Genomic DNA, 1536 nt, shown 5'->3' with positions numbered 1-1536 from the left:
TCAGCATCACTTTGAGTGCTTTCAACCAATACGTTAGTCACCAGCTCATCTTGACCTACACCATGATCAATCGCTTCATAAAAAGTAATTTGAACCGTATCATCATTGACCTCTGCAGAGAAAACTAATCGGTCGTCAGTCGATGTTCCTTGTAAGCTCAACCCATCTTCTGCAACAACAACATTAATAGATTGACCAACCGATGTAAGCGCGCTCAAACTTGGTTGCTCTGCATGCAGTGCTGGCACACCATTTTCTATGTTGATGGCTGCCGAGCTGCTTTGCTCACCAAAAAATCCAACGATGTTTTCAGAAAATACCGTTGAACCGGGTAGCACTATTGTCGGCATGGTATCGACCGCGTGGTTGCCGGCGGCATCCAACACTTCTGCTTCAATGGTCCACGTGTTGTTTAGATTGAGAGTGTTTACGTCAATTGCGGTTACTGTCCACGAACCTGACGCATCAACAAGGCCAGTAAAATTCAGCGTGCTGTCTCCGTCACTTACCCGAATCGTCACCGCCAGACCTTGCTCTACACCACTGGTTGTTCCTCTCATTTCCGTGACTATACCCTCACGGAAATCATCAATGGCAAGACCACCGCTAATATAAAAATCCGTATCGATATCAATGGTGGGAGCAGTGGCATCTATGGTCGTAGCCTCATCCATCGCTTTCGCTTGGTTGCCCGCCACATCATTCACGGAGGCAGATACGGTTAACGCCCCATCGGCTAACGTGGATAAGTTCGCCCCTTCGACTTGCCACATACCATCAACGACAACGGCATTGAACGAGAGCATCGCCCCCAAGCTGTCTTGAACCGTGACAGAAACCGTCTGACCATTTTCAACATCACTGACTTGCCCTGACAAAGTGACAGATTGGCGCTCTTCAATGTTTAAATAGCCGTCTCCGCCATCGTCAACGTCCACCGTCACACTTGCGAGCGTATCTTTGATGATGGTGTTTTCACTGGTTGCAGGGTTGCCCGCTATATCAATACTCTCAGCAACAACTGTCAGCGTACCTTCAGACAATCCAGAAAGGTCAACGTCGTCCAGAGACCAACTTCCACCAGTCACCACCGTTTCTAAGTTTATGACCGCTCCTAACGAGTCGGTTACCGTAACTTGGATACGCTGGCCATCTTCAATGTTTTCAATCGTCCCTTCGAGGCGAGTAGTCGCGATTTCGTACTGATTTAAATACTCATCCCCTCCACCATCAAAATTGACGTTCACCGTTGCAAGCGTATCTTTAATGGTCGTATCGACGGCGTTCAGGTTATTGCCATAAATGTCAGAAACCACAGAAGTCACCGTAAGCGGCCCTTCAGCAAGAGAAGACAGATCAACGCCTGATAGGGTATACGCCTCATTCTCTACGGTCGTTGTAACAGTAATGGAATTATTGAGGCTGTCGGTAATGGTGATAGTAACAAGCCACTCATCGCTTATCTTGAGTGCGTCACCTTGAATCGTGACACTAGGAACTTCAAACTGGTTTTCGTATCCATCGCCGCCATCAAGA

1 pseudogene is annotated in these 1536 nt (G+C 47.8%); it reads right to left on the bottom strand.

The features are described from left to right. Positions 1-1536 (bottom strand): annotated as a pseudogene (locus R7093_RS23910) (RTX toxin); the annotation flags it as partial.

The sequence above is a fragment of the Vibrio sp. 1580 genome (assembly GCF_033340055.1).
The sequence above is the reverse complement of the archived record's forward strand: the minus strand, read 5'-3'. Positions and strand labels throughout refer to the sequence as shown.